Genomic DNA, 16,680 nt, shown 5'->3' with positions numbered 1-16,680 from the left:
GACCGGGCGGACCAATCTCCGCCCGGTCGTATTTTTTCGACCAAAATCAGTATGAATTCGCGTCGTGAAATGACAAGGATGCACGTGACAGCAAGGAAGCGCTTTACATGAATTCAGAGGTCTATTGCGGCCCAAGCCCGACGCCGGACACGCTCTGGCAAGCCTGGAACTTCGACCCATACCTCTTGAGTGCCCTGTTCGTCGCAACCGGCCTTCTCATCTCGAATGCGAAAACTGCAGGCACGCCGCACGGCCGGTTCTACGCCGCAGCCGCCTTCGTCACACTTTTCATCGCCTTCGTGTCTCCACTTTGCGCCTTGAGCTCCGCGCTCTTTTCGGCGCGCATCTTCCATCATGTCATGCTGATTGCGATTGCCGCACCGCTGGTCGCGCTCGCCCTGCCAATGCGCCGACGGCGCACGCCTGGTCTGCTCTCTGCTGCCTTCCTTGTCCACACGATCTTCGTCTGGATATGGCATGCACCGGCCCCCTATGCGTTCGCCCTATCGTCCAACTGGGCCTACTGGGCGATGGAATTGACGCTGCTCGGTTCGGCCATCGTCCTGTGGCAACTGATCTTCGGCGCACGCCGCGAGCATTGCCTGCCGGCTCTGGCTGCCCTTTTCGGCTCAATCGTGCAGATGGGCATGCTGGGAGCCCTTCTGACCTTCGCCCGCGCGCCGCTTTACGGTGACCACATTGCGACGACGGAGGCGTTCGGTCTGTCGCCGTTGGCCGACCAGCAGTTGGCAGGCATCCTCATGTGGGTACCGGCCGCTCTGCCTTACCTCATCGTCGCGCTGATCTTCTCGTCTGCGCTGGTTCAAGAGCGCTTCGCCGCATCCGCCGGGCATGACCGAGGATGATGGTATGGTTGAAGTTCCTTCATATCGCGACGATTGCGGTCTGGAGCGCCGGGCTCGTCAGCCTGCCGGGTCTCTATGTGCAGCGCGCCCACGCACGGGACGATGATACGCTCTATCGCCTGCAGGGCATGGTCCGATACGCCTATGTTGCCCTGATCTCGCCTGCCGCTTTCGTCGCGATCGCCACGGGAACGGCGCTGATCCTCGTCCAGGAAACCTTCGAGCCCTGGTTTCACCTGAAGCTTGTTCTGGTCGCGCTCCTGGTCGTCGTCCATGTGCTGACGGGTCTTGTCATCATCCGTCTGTTCCAGAAAGGCGAGACCTACTCGACTTGGCGCGCCGTGGTGGTCACCGTTTTGACCGTGGTGATCGCGACGGCGATCATCGGCGTGGTTCTGCTGAAGCCGGACCTCGGAGATCAACTCCTGCCTGGCATTTTGTCGGAGCCCGGCGCTCTAGGCGAGATGCTCCAACCGCTCATTGATCGCTATTTATGACCAGTCCGACGCCATGATCGAACACCAGCTTGCCACCATGCCAACCCGCCATGCCGGCCATGATGCCCGCCAGAACGGACAGCAGAAGCCCGTGCGGCAGGACCATGCTGTCATCGGCAAGGCGCATGCCCCAATTGGTGCCCATGATGGCGATCAGGGTCATAGCAGCAACAGCGTGGGTCCAGCTCGCCACGCGAATGCGAATACCGCGCACGAACAGCAGTTCTGCCGTGCCGACGAGACCGGCCGCCACGCCCGTCGCGAAGGCGAAACCCGAAGACCAGACCGAAACGCGGACCCAAAAGGGATCGCCACTCCACCAATAGAAGACATCGACACCAAACGTGGCGAAGACCAGCGCGATGGGAAAGTGCACGCTCATGGCGTGAATGGGATGGCCGGCAACGGCGATAGCGGAATCGATCTTGCTTTCGGCGACCTTCTTGATCACCGGGCTTTCGAGATTTTCCGTTTCGCTCATTCCATCACTCCGTTCGGTCGTTTCCGCCGGGGCAACTTGCCGGCCTGCAGGACCTTGATCAAGGCAACGATCCCTGCCTTCGGTGGCGTCGTTCTTGCCGGCTGCTCAGGTCCGCTGTCCACGCTGGACCCGGCCGGACCATCGGCAGGTGCCATCGCAAATCTCTTCTACGTCATGTTCGCCGGCGCGGTCATCCTGTTTGTCCTGACCATCGGCCTGCTTCTGGCCACACTCCTCAAGCCGGGCTTCGGCAAAAGCCTGTCGCCCCGCCGCTGGATCGTATGGGGCGGACTTGCGATGCCCACCGTCGTGCTGACCGCTCTCGTGATCTTCGCCCTGGCCATGGGCGAAAGGCTGATCGCCAGCCCCCTTGCAAGCGCACCCGAGCGCGTCGAGGCGCGCGCGAGCCAGTGGGCGTGGACCTTTTCCTACCCCGACCGCGAAGGCGCGGCGGACACGATCTCGGTGCTGCACATCCCTGCCGGCGAGCCGGTCGACATCGTCATCACTGCGGAAGACGTGATCCATTCGTTCTGGGTACCGCGGCTCGGCGGCAAGCTCGATGCCATTCCGGGCCATGAGAACGTGTTGCGCCTCCAGGCCGAACGACCCGGGACCTATGGCGGCGTCTGCGCCGAGTTTTGCGGCGTCGGCCATTCCAACATGGACTTCACCGTGGAGGCCCATCAACCAGAAGACTACGTCGCCACCGTAAGCGGCGCCGCTACGGAAGCATCGCAATGACGACGACGCCAGAGCCAGCCAGCGACGCAATCCGCCTGCACCACGCGCTGGCGAAAATCTGGGACACGAAGCCTGGGCTCGGGCGCCTGGCTGCCGTCAATCACACCGTGCTCGGCCGCCGCTTCATCATCGCAGCCTTCACCTTTTTCGCGATCGGCGGCGTGCTCTCGATGCTGATCCGCATCCAGCTCGCGACCGCCGACAGCGCCTTCCTCGGACCGGATATCTACAATCAGGTCTTCACCATGCACGGCACGGTGATGATGTTCCTTTTCGCGATCCCGATGTTCGAAGGGTTCGCGATCTATCTGCTGCCGAAGCTTCTGGGCGCCCGCGACCTTGCCTTCCCAAGGCTCACCGCCTTCGGCTTCTATTGCTACATTTTCGGCGGCTCGATCCTGATCGTCGCGCTGCTCTTCGGAGTGGCGCCCGACAGCGGTTGGTTCATGTACACGCCGCTATCCTCGTCGACCTATACGCCGGGGATCAATGCGGACGTCTGGTTGCTGGGCATCACCTTCGTCGAGATTTCGGCCATGTCGGCCGCCGTCGAGATCACCGTGTCGATCCTCAAATTGCGGGCGCCGGGCATGTCGCTCACCCGCATGCCGATTTTCGCCTGGTATCTGCTGGTCGTCGCGCTGATGATGCTGGTCGGCTTCCCGCCGATGATCCTCGCCTCGGTGCTCCTGGAACTGGAGCGAGCCTTCGACCTGCCCTTCTTCGACCCGCTGCGGGGCGGCGATTCGCTGCTTTGGCAGCACCTCTTCTGGCTCTTCGGCCATCCCGAGGTCTACATCATCTTCCTGCCCGCAGCCGGTGCCGTCTCCACCATGTTGCCCGTCTTCGCCCAGACGCGCCTTGTCGGCTATGGCGCGATCGTCGTTGCGGCAATAGCGGTGGGCTTCCTGTCTTTCGGCCTGTGGGTCCACCACATGTTCACGGTGGGCATTCCGCATCTCGCGCTGGCCTTCTTTTCGGCGGCGAGTGCCCTCGTCGCCATCCCCACCGCCGTCCAGATCTTCGCCTGGCTCGCGACGTTATCGCAAGGACGGCCACGCTTCGATGTGCCGATGCTTTATTTGGTGGGCTTCTTCGTCGTCTTCGTGATGGGCGGATTGACCGGCGTGATGCTGGCGATGGTGCCCTTCGACTGGCAGGCGCATGACACCCACTTCGTCGTTGCCCACCTCCATTATGTGCTGGTCGGCGGCTTCGTCTTCCCAATGCTGGCGGCAGCCTATTACTGGCTCCCGCACATGACCGGCAAATTCCCGGTGCACCATCTGTCCGTGCCGGCATTCTGGCTGATCTTCGTCGGCTTCCACATCACCTTCTTCATGATGCACCTCACCGGTCTTCGGGGCATGCCGCGACGTGTCCACACCTATCCGGATGGCGTGGGCTGGGAGTGGCTGAACTTCCTGTCATCGGTCGGCGGCTTCATCATGACGATCGGCTTTGCGCTCGTCGTCGTCGACATCATCCTTCAGGTCCGGTTCGGCAAGGCGCATGGCCGCGATCCGTGGAAAGCCGGCACGTTGGAATGGGCGACCGCCACCCCGCCCGCTTCCTATGCGTTCGCATCGCTGCCGGAGATCGACCGGCGAGCCGACGGACTGGAGCCGGCAAAGATCGGCCCGGAACTTGCGGCCGGCAAAGGCTATCTCGGCTTCACGCGCAATGGGTGGATGGAAACGCTCGCCGTCGACATGACGACCGGAAAGCCCGACCACATCGTGCTTTTGCCGAATTCCACCTTTCTGCCGCTCTATACCGCGATCGCAACCGGCGCTTTCGTGCTGTGCCTGCTTTTCAAGCTCTACTGGATTTCGCTCGTCCCTCTGGCCGGCGTCGTCGTTCTTCTGCTGGCCTGGACGGTGCCGTGCGGCTTCCGCAAAGATCACGGCCGTCTGCCCATCGGCAACGGGCTGGACCTCCCGATCCACTATGAGGTGGACCGTCCTCCCTCCTGGTGGGCGATGGTCTTTGCGCTCGTCGGTAACACGACGCTCTATACCTCGCTGCTGTTCGGCGTTCTGTTCCTCTGGCTCGTCGCCCCGGGCTGGCCGCCACCCGCCATTGCAGAGCCTGGCCTTGTCCTGCCTCTTGCAGCGGTCCTGCTTTCGACAGCGGCGACGCTTTTGGCGCGACGCGGCATTGCCGCGGCCCAAAACTCCGCTTCGGCACTGGTGCCGCAGGTGCTGGCAACGGCGGCCCAGCTTGCAACCTGCCTGATCCTCGTCTTTCTGATGGCAACCGCCATTCCCGACCCGACGAGCCACGCCTATCTGGCTGCGAGCTTCGTCGTACTGGGTTACTGCGCACTGCACGCAGGCCTTGGAGTGATCTTTGCCGGCTTCGGCGCGTGGCGTCAGCACGCAGGCTATGTTTCGGCGCGCCGGACGCTCGACCTTAGGATCGGCAAGCTGTGGCACGACTATACGGCCGTGTCCGTCCTGGCGGGTGTCGGCCTGGTCCTCTTGCTGCCGCTTCTGATCGGCTTCAACATCCCGAGCGGAGATCAGCCATGACCGGCCCCGCAACTGGAACCGCCAGACGCTTCCCAATTCTATGGCTGGTGGCCGGTTTCGGCCTCTGGTCGTTGACCTTCCTGACTCTCTACATGGTGCTGACGCTCGGCTGCGCCTTTCGCTGGCACATGACCGAATATGCTTTCGGCCTGTCGCTCCAGCGCATCGTGCTCGTCACGCTGGCGCTCCTTGCCTGCGTCGCCAATATCGGGATGATCCGCCTATACCGAAGATCGGACGTGCACGAGCGCCGCGATACCATCGGCGTCGCAGCGGACAGGCTCAATATCGCGGCTCTTATCTGCATCATCTTCACCTTCGGCCCGGTCGTGGCGCTGAGCCCATGTCATTGACCATGCAAAGGAACCGCGCATGAGCCGGACCTTAAGGCAAATCGCCTGGATTGCGGCCATTCCGGCGGTGCTGGCGTTGCCGTTCGTCGTCCTGCTTCGCGGCGAGCGGGTCGAGGGCAACGGCTTCCTGTTCGATCTGTCGATGGGTTTCGGCTTCGGCGCACTTGCCGTGGCCGGCCTGCAATTTGCCCTGACCGCCCGATTTCGGCGCCTTTCCCATCCCTTCGGCATCGACATCGTCTACGTCTTCCACCGCTACATGGCGATCGGCGCGCTCGGCCTTATGCTCGCTCATTTCGGCATTCTGTACTTCTGGTTCGAGGAAGCGCTGGGCATCCTCAATCCTCTCGAGGCGCGCTGGGAACTCACCGCCGCCCGCCTCGCGCTGCTATGCTTCGTTGGCCTGGTAGCGACGTCCGAGCTGCGCAAATGGCTGAAGCTGGAATACGGCTGGTGGCGCTATCTGCACGTCGCGCTCGCCATTATCGGCTTCGGTGCCGCCATCGCCCATGTCCTCGGCGTCGGGCGGTTCACCGCCGATCCGAGCACACGCGTACTCTGGTTGGGCGTAACTCTCGGCTGGCTGGCCATGCTGCTCTGGGTGCGCATCGGCAAGCCCTGGAGCCAGAAGCGAAATCCCTGGATCGTCGTCGACAACATCGCCCATCACGGTGGCGTTCACCAACTCGTGCTGAGGCCGCAGGGCAAGCCGCTGAGCAACCACAAGCCCGGCCAGTTCGCCTGGTTGACGCTCGAGCGATCGCCCTTCGGCTTGGGGGAGCATCCCTTCACGATCTCGTCCCCGCCCGAGCATGGCCCCGACGTCACGCTGTCGATCAAGGCGCTGGGCGATTTCACCGAACAAGCCGTTGAGGTTGAAAACGGCGCCGTCGCCTATCTCGATGGTCCCTACGGCACGTTCTCGATCGACACCCACCCGGACGCCGGCGGCTTCGTGATGATTGCGGGCGGAGTGGGCATCACGCCGATGATGTCAAACCTCCATGCCATGGATGCCCGTCACGACACGCGGCCTGCTGTCCTCTTCTACTGCAACAAGGCGTGGGATGACGCCGCCTTCCGCGACGAACTCGCTGAGCTGTCAGGCCGGATCAATCTCAAGGTCGTGCACGTGCTGGAAGAGCCTCCAGAAGACTGGGACGGCGAAACCGGTAGGCTCTCGGCGGAGATCCTGAAGCAGCATCTTCCCGAAAACAGTCGCGAATGGCCGCATATGTTGTGCGGACCGAAGCCGCTGACCGACGCGGCACGCAAGGATCTCCTGAAGCTCGGGGTGCCCTTCAACACGATCACCAACGAAATCTTCGACATGGTCTGAGGGAGAACAGAGATGCGACCCATTGTGGCCCTGTCACTCGCCATCGGCATCATCGCCATCGTCGTCGGCTATGCGACGATCTTCTCGACGGTTCTGAACTAACGACTGGAAAGCAGCGAACCGCGGCTGGGCGGGACAAGGATGGGTGCCAATCCCGAGGCCAGGTGGGAAGCCGGAAAAACCAGCCTGTGTCCTATATCGCCGCGTCCGGCTGACGCAGCCGCGGTTCGCTGGCAGTCGAACCGGCTCTAGACGCTGATGTTCCACCGAGATCGAATTTTTCCGGGCACGGAATCGAGGAACAATTCTCTTCAGGAGCGGTTGAGATCGCAAGACGCGCGGCCAACCGCACTTGAAAGGATCAGCCAATGGCAACCTATCCCAACCCGACCGACCTCGACACCAGCGATCACCTGTCGGAAAAGCACACGCCCATTCGCGACGCGCTCGATGCCGAGATGGAGGATGCCCGCGAAAAGCTTTCCAACGCTGGCTCGCGCACCCTTTCGAAGGCGGCATCGTTCAGCGAGAAAATGCGGCTAAAGGCCATCGACGAAGCAGACCAGCGCAAGGATGCGCTTGCCGAAGGCCTGCACGATATCGCGGACAGCGTTCGTGGATCCGTGCGCGAGGACACGACCGGCGCTGCGTTGACCGGGCGCCTTGCGCGCGAAGCCGCCGATGGCCTTGATAATCTTTCGCGCTCGATCCAGGAACGTTCTTTGGTCAACGCAGCCGACGACCTGCGCGATATCGGCCGCCGCCATCCCCTGCTTTTCGTTGCCGGTGGCCTGCTGGCCGGTCTCACCCTTGCGCGCTTCCTGAAAGCGAGCAGCGACCGGGCAGTGGAATACGAGTACGAAGACGACGACATCGAAGACTATCACGACGAGGATAGTCCTTACGTCGACGAAGACGTCGGCTTGGATATGAGCGCGTTCGAGCGTGAAACCGATGCGGCTCGCTCGACATCGGTGCTTGGCACCGATGATCGTGCCTGAGGCAGAGCCGATGTCCGCAATCCGACAATCGTCAGCCGATTTGGCGCAGGAAGTCGAGCTGAAGCGCGCCCAATTGAGCCTGAGACTGGACGCATTGCGCGACCAGTTTTCCGTCCGAAGCATCGTCGACGAGGCTGCCCATCGAACGGGGCTCGGCGACGAAAATCTCCCCGAGACACTTTCGCGTCAGCCACTTGCTCTTGCTGCCGTCGGCGCTGGCCTCGGCTGGCTCATTTACAAGGCATCGTCGGAATCGACAGGACCAAAAAGGCGACAACCGCCCAAGAGGATTAAGCCCATGAACAATCCTGAAAATCTACCTGTGACGTCGAAGCGTTCGACATGGCGCGACACGGCTGTCGGCCGGATATTCGATAACGATCCGCTGATCATCGGTCTTGGAGCCGTCCTTGCCGGCATCGCGATCGGCGCTGCCTTGCCATCGACGCGGCGTGAAGACGAGTTGCTCGGCGAACTCCATGACGACGCGGTGGAAGGTGTCCAGAAACGCGCGCGCAAAGTCCGCCACGATACGGCAGATGCGGTCAAAGACACGCTGCGAACAGCCCGCGATGCCATGCAGGACGAAGGGCTCGCCCCTTCTTCCACCCGCGGTGGCCGCACGGTGGCGGAGAAGGTCGAGACGGTAGCCGAGCGGACCGGTGCCGCCATGGAACGCAAAGCCGGTCTCCGCTGAGAGGAACTTCATCGCCGCGCTTCTGTTGGGTTGATGAACCCAAAGGAGCGATCTCGACGATGAACAAGGCACCCGAACGTCAGGAACAGGACCACCAACCGGGCTCGGAGGCAGCAATGCATCCCGAGCCCGATTTCATGCCGCGCTACCCCGGCTCCGGCCGGCTCAGCGGCAAAGCCGCGATCATCACCGGCGGCGATTCCGGCATTGGCCGCGCCACCGCGATTTTGTTCGCCCGCGAAGGCGCAAAGGTCGCCATTCTTTATAAAGACGAGGAAGAGACGGCCGATGCTGAGGAAACGATGCGGCTCGTCCGGGAAGAAGGCGCACAGTGCTTCGCCAAAATGGGCGACATCGGCTCGAGCGGCGTCGCCGAAGCGTTCGTCGCACAGGCGGTGGAGGAATTCGGCGGGATCGACATCGTCGTCAACAATGCCGCCGAGCAACACTATCAGGAAGAGCTCACCGACATTTCTGAAGAGCAGATGGAGCGCACGTTCCGCACCAACGTCTTCGGCGCCTTTCACATCACGAAGCACGCGCTGCCGTACCTAAAGGAAGGCTCTTCAATCATCTGCACCACATCGATCACCGCCTATCGGGGCCAGCCGGTACTTTTGGATTACTCCTCGACGAAGGGGGCTCTGCTTGCCTTCATCCGGGCCCTGTCGGCCAATCTTGCCGAAAAGGGCATTCGCGTGAACGGCGTCGCGCCGGGTCCGATCTGGACGCCGCTCATTCCGGCGTCGTTTCCTGCAGACAAGGTCGAGGATTTCGGCAAGAGCACGCCGCTTCAGCGCCCGGGTCAGCCGAATGAGGTGGCACCGTCGCTGCTGTTCCTCGCCTGCGAGGATGCGTCCTACATCACCGGGCAGGTCCTGCACCCGAATGGCGGGACGCCCGTCAGCTAAATCCGCTGCGCCCCGAGATTGGACCAGGGGCTCGTCTCGTCGAGGTCGCTTTCAGCGACTTCGACTTGGCGCGCAGGAGCGTTTAGGGACCACTGGGCGTGCTCAGCGTCGATCTCAATAAAACCCTTGCCACCCACGGCCGACGGTGCGATGCGCTCCAGCACGGCCATGCCGAGACCCGATCGCTTTTCCACGGCCTCGGGGCGGCGCCCCTCAAATCCTTCTTGCCAGTCGAACAGAAAGCGCAGTCCGTTCTCGCCCTCGACGAAGGCCCAGCTGATCAGGATCTTGCCGTTGTCTTGCTTCAGGACGCCGTATTTTGCGGAGTTGGTGGCGAGTTCGTGGAACGCCATGCCGAGATACTGGACGGCCATCGGCCTCAGCAGGACACGGGGTCCTGAAAGTTCGATCCTCTCCTCCAGGCCGAAGGGAAGCACATGGGCTCGTACCAGTTCATTGAGGGTCGTGCCGCGCCAGTCGCCCTGCACCAGGAGATCGTGCGAGCGCGACAGTGCCAGAATCCTGTCCTGAACCTGACTTTCGAAATCCCCGGCATCGCCGCTGCGCCGATGCGTCTCGCGAACCATCGACAGGATGACGGCGAACTGGTTCTTCACGCGATGGTTGACTTCGCCCATCAATGAGCGGATCCGGCTTTCACGCTCCAGCTGGCTGGAGATGTCGCGGGCGATCTTCGAAACACCGATGATGTGGCCGTGCCGGGATCTGATCGGTGAAATCGTCAGCGAGACCGCGATGAGACGTCCATCCTTGTGGCGCCTCCGGGTCTCGAAGTGCTCCACCTTTTCGCCGGACCGAATGCGCGTGAGGATCAGATCCTCTTCGCCTGCCCTGTCCTCCGGTATCAGCATCCGGATCGACCGACCGATCGCCTCGTTCGGCGCGTAGCCGAAAAGCTGCATGGCGCCATCATTCCAGCTGGTGATGACGCCGTTGAGATCCTTGCTCACGATTGCATCGGCCGATGACGCGATGAGCGCCGACAGCCGCGATTCGGCGGCTTGGGCCGATTTGTGCGGCGTGATGTCGACCAGCGTGTTGATGGCCCCCTCGACCTCGCCCTCCGCGTTGCGCAGAAGCTTGGGATGGGCAAGAAAAGCGACGCGGCTGCCGTCTTCGCGGACGGCCCAAAGCTCGACAGGCTCCACATCGCGCTTCTCGGTCAGTGCCTTCGCGATTGGGCACTCGTCGGTGGGGATGCGTACGCCAATCTCGTCGAAGAATGTTTCCCAGACGCACCAACGGGTCTCGTTCAGCTTCGGCGCCTTGCCCCAGAGTTTCTCCGCGGCGTCATTATAGGACGTGATGAAACCGTCGCTGTTAGTGGTGTATACAGCAACCGGCATGGCGTTCATCAATTCGGCGCTGGACAGGCCCCAATGGGCGCCCGTCAGCACGCCATTTTCAGCAGGCGGCATTGCTTCTTCTTCCGCGATCTCGGCGATCACCTCATCTGGACCGGATATAGTCATTTCACATTAACATAGGACCAGCGCACAGCATGCGCCGACCCCTGATATTTCGGAGGTGCCATCAAAGCTCGACGACGTCGAGCGCAGAACTGAGAGCAGCCTGTGCAAGTTCCACGACCCGTCGATGGTGCGTGAAAACGATCGGCTGGACCCGTTCGGAGGTTTCCCCAAGGACCTTCAGGGCGGCAAGAGTGCGCTCATCGTCGAACGTCTGAAATATGTCGTCCGCGATGAAGGGCGCCGGTTCGTTCCGCTCCGCATAATCCTCCAGATAGGAAAGCCTGAGCGCCAAATAAAGCTGGTCGCGCGTGCCATCGCTCATTCCGGAAGCGCCGACGAAATCGGCATTGTTGCGAACGGCGACGACCGTCGGCCGGTCGTTCTCGTCGAATTGCTGGCGAAGCCCGTCGAACCGGCCTTCGGTGATGGCTGAAAACAAGGCGCCCGCCCTCTGCAGCATCGGGTTGCTTTGCGCCGCCCGCTGCCGTTCCATGGCCGCCCCAAGGAGTAAAGACCCGAACTTCAGCACGGCCCATTGGCGGGCGACCTGCACGAGTTCGGCTTCGGCGGCCTTCCGCTCGAAAGCTGCAAGCTCCGCCCCCTTGGCGCCCATCATCCCCTCCCGCCGCGCTTTTTCCGCGGAAAGCTGGGCAAAGAGTTCGTCGACCTCGCCATCGATACGATGGATATCTTCCTCGAGCTGCGCGAGGTCCGGCAGCGCCGTGTCCTGGTCTGCCGCCTGAATGGCGGCGCGGATCGAAACTTCGTCTTCTCCCGAAGCCACTTGGCCAAGCCGGGTGCGGCACCGCGACAGGCTGACACGGAGGCCGTCGCGCTCGATGAGCCGCGCCGCAATTGCTTCCGCATCCGGCGCGTCCCCAAACCCGGCAACCAACGCGGCCAGAAGCTCTGCCGCGTCGTCTCGCGCTGCATTTGCCTCGGTCAGCCCCTTTTCCGCCTCCGAGATATCCTTCCGCGCCTGACGGTCCATCGTATCGGCCGTTCGCGCTGCCTGCGCCCGGTCGTGAAAGACACGGATCGCCTCCGCCGGTGGAAAGCCCGACATGGACGGATCCAGCTTCGCGACGAGCGCTTCGACGCTCTCTTGGAACCCGCGGATGTCGCGTTCGATTCCCGCGACCCGTCGTGCCCGGTTGTCCTCTTCGCGCCTGAGGTCGGGCACCTTCTTCCACAGGGCAAGTGCGGCTTCGGTCTCTGCTGGCGAACCTGGCTCGAAAAGACCGAGACGCGCGGTTTCGGCTCTCAGCGCGGCAAGCGCCTCTTGAGCTGATTGATCCGCAACGGACCGCCTTTCGCGGAGATCCTCGACCCTGCGCGCCGTATCGCGCTTGCGCGCGGCCAGATCCCGGCTCGCATCCCACGCTTCGCCAAGTTGGCGCAGCCGTTCGCGCAGGCCACGATCGAGCGCACGCAGCGGAAGGCTTTCACTCCCCTCAAGCCAGATGCCGTGGGCGATTGCCTCCAACGGCTCGCGCAGCTGCTGCGCAATCTGCCTGAGGCTCGCCAAACGGTCGGTCTCTTCCAGGAGAGCGTTTCGCGCAGCAAGCAGAGCAGCGAGCGCTCGGCTCCAGACAATCATGTCATCCGGCAGACCGGCAGCCAGCCCAAGCGCGGCGAAGGGTCCGGCGAACTCGGCCTGCGCCTTTGCCCGCTCGGCTTCGTTGGCTTCAAGGTCCTTCGAAAGAGCGGCGTAGCTGCGCAGCAGATCTTCCCGCCGACGGGACTTCGCGGCCGCGTCGGCAAGCCGGTCAGATTGCTCCAATGCGGCATCGGCAAGCGCATCGGCCGCTGTCACGGCAGAGCGATATCGCCCGATCGAGGCTGAAGCGCTCGCCGGTTCGATCGGCGGATCCTCGCCTGTCAGCGAAGCGGCGATCTCTTTGAACAAACCATCGCGATCTGAACGCGCCTGATGGATTGCAGCCGGACTTGCCGTCACCCCGCGATGCGCCTCGGCGCGCGCTTCGGCTTCGAGCGCCTCGATTTCCGCGCGCTCCCGGTCGATGCGTTCCTGAACGACCCGCGCACCCTGCTGCAGATCGCGCATGCGATCACGCTGGGCGGCAAGCGTTGTTTCGTCCGGCAGGCTGGTCTTTGCCAACGCATCGAGATCCCCGACGGGCGGAACGAGCCTGCTCACTGCTTCCGCGATCCGGCGCCGCTCCGTCTCGAGCTTGACCGTTCGGTCCTCCACATCACCCAAGGCCTCGATATCAGGGCGCAACGCTTCCAGCCGGTCGAGCCAAGGGCGTGGATCGATGGCGGCGACCTGTGTGGCCTGGCCTTCGAGCGTGTTGACCTGCTCCTGCTCCGCCGCCAACCGCTCGTCCAGCAGACCGACGCGCTCCGCCGCCTGCCGGGCGGCCGCGGCACGTTCGGCAAGGCCAGCGATTGCCATGTCGGTCGGTTGAAGACGGTCCAGATCGCCGCGCACCAACCCCAGGCGATGGGCAAGATCCTCCAACAGGCGGCTGAAGTCGTCGCGCTCACCCACCACACGCGGCAGATCCCGAAGATCCTTGAGGTGAGACGCAGACTGGGACAGAAGCTGAGCGATCTCATCGCTGTGGTCGAGATAGGCAACATCGATGGGGATGTCGGCGCGCTTGGCTTCCGCCCGTTCCCGCGCCTTTTCGGCAGCTGCGACCCCCTCGCTCGCGTGGCGCAGCGCCGCAAGTGCCGCTGAAATCGCCGAACCCTGCCCTTCGGCGATCTGCTCCAAATCCGCAAACGCGCGAAGTTGCTCCCTTTCGCGGTCGATCTCGGCGAGGATCGGCCGCAACTGGTTCAGCCGAACCAGGCCCTGCTCGCGCCGTCGAAGCTGGGTGCGCTCGAGCACTTTGGCGGCGTGGCGCTCCGAAAGATCGTCGATGGCCTCGTTAACCGATTTCCAATCGCCGGCACGCAGTTCGTGGTCGCGTTCCAGGCGCCGAGCATCGTCATGGCGGGCAAGCACCTGGTAGAATGCCTTCCCGGCGGCGGCTCTTGGCGTGAAAAGCGCGTTCGCCTCTTCATCCATGGCCGTCTTGACCTGCCGCAGCCCCAGAATTCCGGCCGAGGCTGCAAAGAGCAGGTCGCCCGCTTCGCCGTCGGCGTCTAGCATCGCCCGCGAACCGAGACGCAGCCGCTCGGAATCGAGCCCGAAGGCCCGTTCGAAGACCGCACGGGACAAACCTCCAAGAAAAGGAGCAAGCGCGTCGTCCTTGAGCGGCGTTTCCGCTTCGTCGTCTGCGAGTAGCGTATCCTTCTTCCCCCGGCGGCGGCGAAAGGAAAGTTCATCGCCGGAGCGGGCCCGGATCGTCGCCGCAAGCCTCAACGTCTGCGCATTGTGCAGAAACGCGTAGTGGGCATGGTGCGGAAAGCCGAAGAACAGATCCGAAAGCGACGACAGAGCCGAGCTCTTGCCCGCCTCGTTCTGCCCGTAGACCACGTGGAGGCGCGCATCAGGTCGAAAATCGAGCACGCGGTCCGTAAGGGCCCCGTAGCGCAGCAGATGGAGGCGCAAGAGCCGCACGGTCAGTCGCTCCCGCTGCGCGCAAGCAGCACGTCGCGCGCTTCTGCCAGAAGGTCGTCGACGGTCGCACCGAGTGGAGCATCTCCTGACCCGGAAGCGGCAGGCAGCTTCGCCAGGATTTCGCGCAACGCGGCCTCGGCGGCATCGACGAGCGCCGGATCATGGACGAGATCGGCGAGCAGCGGCTGCAGATCGACGCGCGCGTCTCCTTCATCGACCGCCAGTGGCCGTTCGATCGGCCCGACCCGAAGATCGAGCTTCTCCAGCCAGATATCCGGATCGATGCGATGGCACGCAGCCTGAATCTCGTCGACCAGTTCGGCGCGGCCCATCAGTATCTGCGGTCGCAGCGCACTGGCACCGATGAGCGCGACACGAAGCGCCGTCAGCCGACCGTTGCCATCACCACAGCTTGAACCGAGCGCATCTTCCACCAGCCTCAGAAGCGCCGGCACCGTCTCGGCTGCGGAAACGTCGACGCTCACCAGCTGCCAGCGCGCCTGATCCACGACCAGGCGGTCGATCGACGCAACGCGGCCGTCCTCGACGCTGACGAGAACCGCGCCTTTTTCCCCGCTCTCGCGGATGTTTCGGCCCTGCAAATTGCCTGGAAAAACGATCGGCGGATCGTTGGCGACGATTTCGTGGTCGTGGACATGGCCGAGCGCCCAGTAGTCGTACCCGCGCGCCCTCAGATCATCGACGGAGCAAGGGGCATAATTCGCATGCGGAGGCCTGCCGGTAAGCGATGTGTGAAGCACGCCGATATTGAAATGCCCCGGCACCGGCGCCGGATAGGCCCGCGCGAGATTGTCGCTTGCCGCCCGCTCCGCAAATCCCTGCCCGTGCAGCGAGACCTTCAAGTCATCCAACGCGAAGCTCGAGGGCTTGCGGGTGTCGAATTGGCTGACGGACGTCGGCAGCGTGATGCTCTTCGTCACGACGCTGTCGGCGTCGTGATTGCCCTTCAGCAGGAAGACAGGGATGGCTGCCCGGTCGAGCCGCGCCACTTCGCGGTTGAAGAAAAGCCCGATCGAATTGTCGCGCCATTCACCGTCATAGACATCCCCGGCGACGATGAAGAACGCCACTTCCTCCTCGATCGCGCGACGGACCAGCTCGGAGAAGGCGTCGCGCGTGGCCGCAGCGAAGCGCTCGGCGATGACGCGATCCTTGATCGCCAACCCTTCGAAAGGGCTCCCAAGATGCAGATCGGCGGCGTGGATGAATCTGAATCGGCTCAAATTGTCCTCAGCGGGCTGACAGCATCAGACCTGACGCAATGACAGAAACAATCGATACTAGGTGCAAACCGGACCGCAAGCGACCTTTGCAGGCCCTTCAGGCTGCCAATCCACAGGCAGTTTGATGCAAATGGGGCTGCTTTCTCTCAACGAGGCTCCATAGCGTCCAAGCGTGCCGGTCCGAAACATTTCAGCCCATGGTCTGAAAGCGCGACCGACCCAGGGGCCGCACCCCCGCGCATCGGTCCGGGCCGGATTTTCGGCAGATATAAAAGCAACTACGAATGAACGTGGCGGATAGCTGAGGAGCATTCGATGAAATTGGCAAAACTCAATCGGACACTGTTGGCGATGGCAGTCGTATCAGCCGGATTGGCGTTGAACGGCAGTCTCGTCAAGGAAAGCGATGGGGGGATGCGTTTGGAGTTCAAGTTCGGCCAGTCCTTTGCGAAGGATGGCGACAGCTCCGGTCGTGGCGGCGGCGATAGCGATGGCGATAGCGACGGTGGCCACGGAGGAGATAGAGGTGGCGACAGCGATAGCGATCGTGGTGGCGGTGATGACCGTGGCGGCGACGACCATGATCGTGGTGATCGTGCCGACAACCGTGGCCGCGACAATGATCGCGATGACGACGAGAGCCGTCATGGCCGAAATGACGATGATGACGACCACCGTGGCAGACATGGTCGTGACAGCATGCCGGTCAACCTGGCCGACTTCTTCTCGCCGGATCGCGAACGCGGTTCGGTAGCGAAAGCGGAAAGCGAGGGTTCCGCCCTCGAAGTGACCTATAGCGACGGCTGGAAGGAAGAAGTCGAAAACGGCCGTTATGAACTCAAGGATCCCACCAACCAGACAGTCGTCGAAAGACCGGCGACCCAGTCTGACATAGATCGGCTGAACTCCGCATTCTAGCCCCCCGCCCCCCAAGGGGTTCAGCGATCCGGCAGCGGCTCAGGCCGCTGCCGGTTTTCTTTTGTCG

The 16,680-nt window shown here is 62.8% G+C and carries 15 protein-coding genes; 10 read left to right on the top strand and 5 right to left on the bottom strand.

Going from position 1 to position 16,680, the window contains the following annotated elements; all coding sequences use genetic code 11:
• Positions 1-107 precede the first annotated feature (107 nt).
• Positions 108-866 (top strand): cytochrome c oxidase assembly protein, encoded by a 759-nt coding sequence (locus GC125_RS07015; RefSeq protein ID WP_151984920.1) that lies wholly within the window; start codon positions 108-110, stop codon positions 864-866.
• On the top strand, positions 866-1,363 hold the full coding sequence (locus GC125_RS07010; RefSeq protein ID WP_286165403.1) for a CopD family protein: 498 nt from the start codon (positions 866-868) through the stop codon (positions 1,361-1,363). The genes GC125_RS07015 and GC125_RS07010 overlap by 1 nt, the downstream gene beginning before the upstream one ends.
• Here GC125_RS07010 and GC125_RS07005 read toward each other — a convergent pair.
• Entirely contained in the window at positions 1,344-1,844 is a 501-nt protein-coding gene (locus tag GC125_RS07005; RefSeq protein ID WP_151984917.1) for a DUF2231 domain-containing protein, read from the bottom strand. The genes GC125_RS07010 and GC125_RS07005 overlap by 20 nt on opposite strands.
• Before the next feature lie 54 nt (positions 1,845-1,898).
• Here GC125_RS07005 and coxB point away from each other — a divergent pair, with 54 nt between their 5' ends.
• The 7 genes from coxB (at position 1,899) to GC125_RS06970 (ending at position 9,423) form a co-directional block, all read left to right on the top strand.
• Positions 1,899-2,588 carry a cytochrome c oxidase subunit II gene (coxB, locus tag GC125_RS07000; protein WP_286165402.1) on the top strand — a complete coding sequence of 230 codons (690 nt, stop codon included), beginning with the start codon at positions 1,899-1,901 and terminating at the stop codon, positions 2,586-2,588.
• Positions 2,585-5,122, top strand: coding sequence for a cytochrome c oxidase subunit I (ctaD, locus tag GC125_RS06995; protein WP_151984913.1), 2,538 nt, complete (start codon positions 2,585-2,587; stop codon positions 5,120-5,122). The genes coxB and ctaD overlap by 4 nt, the downstream gene beginning before the upstream one ends.
• A complete protein-coding gene (locus GC125_RS06990; protein ID WP_151984911.1) occupies positions 5,119-5,475 on the top strand; it encodes a hypothetical protein in 357 nt (118 codons plus the stop codon). The genes ctaD and GC125_RS06990 overlap by 4 nt, the downstream gene beginning before the upstream one ends.
• Positions 5,476-5,494: 19 nt before the next feature.
• Entirely contained in the window at positions 5,495-6,814 is a 1,320-nt protein-coding gene (locus tag GC125_RS06985) for a ferredoxin reductase family protein (RefSeq protein WP_151984909.1), read from the top strand.
• 368 nt (positions 6,815-7,182) lie between these two features.
• Entirely contained in the window at positions 7,183-7,815 is a 633-nt protein-coding gene (locus tag GC125_RS06980) for a hypothetical protein (protein ID WP_151984907.1), read from the top strand.
• 298 nt (positions 7,816-8,113) lie between these two features.
• Complete coding sequence (locus GC125_RS20225) at positions 8,114-8,512, top strand: hypothetical protein (protein ID WP_286165401.1); 399 nt, start codon at positions 8,114-8,116, stop codon at positions 8,510-8,512.
• Positions 8,513-8,571: 59 nt separating this feature from the next.
• Complete coding sequence (locus tag GC125_RS06970) at positions 8,572-9,423, top strand: SDR family oxidoreductase (RefSeq protein WP_286165400.1); 852 nt, start codon at positions 8,572-8,574, stop codon at positions 9,421-9,423.
• Here GC125_RS06970 and GC125_RS06965 read toward each other — a convergent pair.
• The 4 genes from GC125_RS06965 to GC125_RS06950 all read right to left on the bottom strand — a co-directional run bounded on the left by GC125_RS06965 (position 9,420) and on the right by GC125_RS06950 (position 16,382).
• The gene (locus tag GC125_RS06965; RefSeq protein WP_286165399.1) at positions 9,420-10,916 is read right to left on the bottom strand and encodes a PAS domain S-box protein; all 1,497 of its coding nucleotides are present in this window, start codon (positions 10,914-10,916) and stop codon (positions 9,420-9,422) included. The genes GC125_RS06970 and GC125_RS06965 overlap by 4 nt on opposite strands.
• 61 nt (positions 10,917-10,977) lie before the next feature.
• Positions 10,978-14,451, bottom strand: a complete 3,474-nt coding sequence (locus GC125_RS06960; protein WP_199864488.1) for an ATP-binding protein — start codon at positions 14,449-14,451, stop codon at positions 10,978-10,980.
• A gap of 2 nt (positions 14,452-14,453) precedes the next feature.
• Entirely contained in the window at positions 14,454-15,695 is a 1,242-nt protein-coding gene (locus tag GC125_RS06955; RefSeq protein ID WP_151984901.1) for a metallophosphoesterase family protein, read from the bottom strand.
• Between the two features lie 363 nt (positions 15,696-16,058).
• Positions 16,059-16,382 (bottom strand): hypothetical protein, encoded by a 324-nt coding sequence (locus GC125_RS06950; RefSeq protein ID WP_151984899.1) that lies wholly within the window; start codon positions 16,380-16,382, stop codon positions 16,059-16,061.
• A 12-nt stretch (positions 16,383-16,394) separates the two neighbouring features.
• On the opposite strand from GC125_RS06950, the gene GC125_RS06945 reads away from it, so the two are divergent.
• Positions 16,395-16,613 carry a hypothetical protein gene (locus GC125_RS06945; protein ID WP_151984897.1) on the top strand — a complete coding sequence of 73 codons (219 nt, stop codon included), beginning with the start codon at positions 16,395-16,397 and terminating at the stop codon, positions 16,611-16,613.
• Positions 16,614-16,680 lie beyond the last annotated feature (67 nt).

This window comes from Rhizobium sp. EC-SD404 (assembly GCF_902498825.1).
In the GTDB taxonomy this organism is placed as follows: Bacteria; Pseudomonadota; Alphaproteobacteria; order Rhizobiales; family Rhizobiaceae; genus Georhizobium.
This window is presented reverse-complemented; position numbering and strand designations above follow the sequence as displayed.

Bases quoted from the DNA above. Each gene is read 5' to 3' on its own strand.
- GC125_RS07015 (WP_151984920.1), top strand. From the start codon at position 108: ATGAATTCAGAGGTCTATTGCGGCCCAAGCCCGACGCCGGACACGCTC.
- GC125_RS07010 (WP_286165403.1), top strand. From the start codon at position 866: ATGGTATGGTTGAAGTTCCTTCATATCGCGACGATTGCGGTCTGGAGC.
- GC125_RS07005 (WP_151984917.1), bottom strand. From the start codon at position 1,844: ATGAGCGAAACGGAAAATCTCGAAAGCCCGGTGATCAAGAAGGTCGCC.
- ctaD (WP_151984913.1), top strand. From the start codon at position 2,585: ATGACGACGACGCCAGAGCCAGCCAGCGACGCAATCCGCCTGCACCAC.
- GC125_RS06990 (WP_151984911.1), top strand. From the start codon at position 5,119: ATGACCGGCCCCGCAACTGGAACCGCCAGACGCTTCCCAATTCTATGG.
- GC125_RS06985 (WP_151984909.1), top strand. From the start codon at position 5,495: ATGAGCCGGACCTTAAGGCAAATCGCCTGGATTGCGGCCATTCCGGCG.
- GC125_RS06980 (WP_151984907.1), top strand. From the start codon at position 7,183: ATGGCAACCTATCCCAACCCGACCGACCTCGACACCAGCGATCACCTG.
- GC125_RS20225 (WP_286165401.1), top strand. From the start codon at position 8,114: ATGAACAATCCTGAAAATCTACCTGTGACGTCGAAGCGTTCGACATGG.
- GC125_RS06970 (WP_286165400.1), top strand. From the start codon at position 8,572: ATGAACAAGGCACCCGAACGTCAGGAACAGGACCACCAACCGGGCTCG.
- GC125_RS06965 (WP_286165399.1), bottom strand. From the start codon at position 10,916: ATGACTATATCCGGTCCAGATGAGGTGATCGCCGAGATCGCGGAAGAA.
- GC125_RS06950 (WP_151984899.1), bottom strand. From the start codon at position 16,382: ATGTCTGCCACGGTGGTCGTCATCATCGTCATTTCGGCCATGACGGCT.
- GC125_RS06945 (WP_151984897.1), top strand. From the start codon at position 16,395: ATGCCGGTCAACCTGGCCGACTTCTTCTCGCCGGATCGCGAACGCGGT.